This is a genomic window from Streptomyces sp. NPDC007856 (assembly GCF_042868225.1).
GTDB lineage: Bacteria > Actinomycetota > Actinomycetes > Streptomycetales > Streptomycetaceae > Streptomyces.
The window spans coordinates 1-1,005 of sequence record NZ_JBIAEC010000130.1 but is presented as its reverse complement, the minus strand read 5'-3'; the positions used below and the strand labels follow the sequence as shown (position 1 = coordinate 1,005).

Annotated in this window: 1 protein-coding gene; it reads right to left on the bottom strand. The window is 69.0% G+C overall.

What is annotated here, in order from left to right; translation table 11 throughout:
* Window positions 1-1,005, bottom strand: a 1,005-nt coding sequence (locus tag ACFYOH_RS44915; protein WP_388638183.1) for an LLM class flavin-dependent oxidoreductase, incomplete at both ends; no start/stop codon positions are given.

Genomic DNA, 1,005 nt, shown 5'->3' with positions numbered 1-1,005 from the left:
CGCTGCCAGCAGGGACCGGTGGGTCGGCGCCTCCGGCACGTCCGCGGGCCGACCGTTCGCGAACTCCTTGCGCAGCACGGGCACGACCTCCTCGCCGAGCATGTCGATCTGCTCCAGCACGGTCTTCAGCGGCAGCCCGGCGTGGTCCACCAGGAACAGCTGGCGCTGGTAGTCACCGGCGTAGTCACGGAAGGACAGGGTCTTCTCGATGACCTGTTCCGGGGTGCCGACGGTGAGCGGGGTCTGGTCGGTGAAGTCCTCCAGGGAGGGCCCGTGGCCGTAGACCGGCGCGTTGTCGAAGTACGGCCGGAACTCGCGCACCGCGTCCTGCGAGTTCCTCCGCATGAACACCTGGCCGCCGAGGCCGACGATCGCCTGCTCGGGGGTGCCGTGCCCGTAGTGGGCGTACCGGGTCCGGTACAGCTCGACCATCCGCTTGGTGTGGTCGGCCGGCCAGAAGATGTTGTTGTGGAAGAAGCCGTCTCCGTAGTAGGCCGCCTGCTCGGCGATCTCCGGGGAGCGGATGGAGCCGTGCCAGACGAAGGGCGGTACGCCGTCCAGCGGGCGCGGGGTGGAGGTGAAGCCCTGCAGCGGGGTGCGGAACTTGCCCTCCCAGTCCACGACGTCCTCGCGCCAGAGGCGGCGCAGCAGGGCGTAGTTCTCGATGGCGAGGTTGATGCCCTGGCGGATGTCCTGGCCGAACCAGGGGTAGACCGGCCCGGTGTTGCCGCGGCCCATCATCAGGTCCACGCGCCCGTCGGCCAGGTGCTGGAGCATCGCGAAGTCCTCCGCGATCTTCACCGGGTCGTTGGTGGTGATCAGGGTCGTGGACGTGGACAGGATCAGCTTGTCCGTCTGCGCCGCGATGTAGCCGAGCATCGTCGTCGGGGACGACGGCACGAACGGCGGGTTGTGGTGCTCACCGGTGGCGAAGACGTCCAGGCCGACCTCCTCGGCCTTGAGCGCGATGGCGACCATGGCCTTGATCCGCTCCGCCTCGGTCGG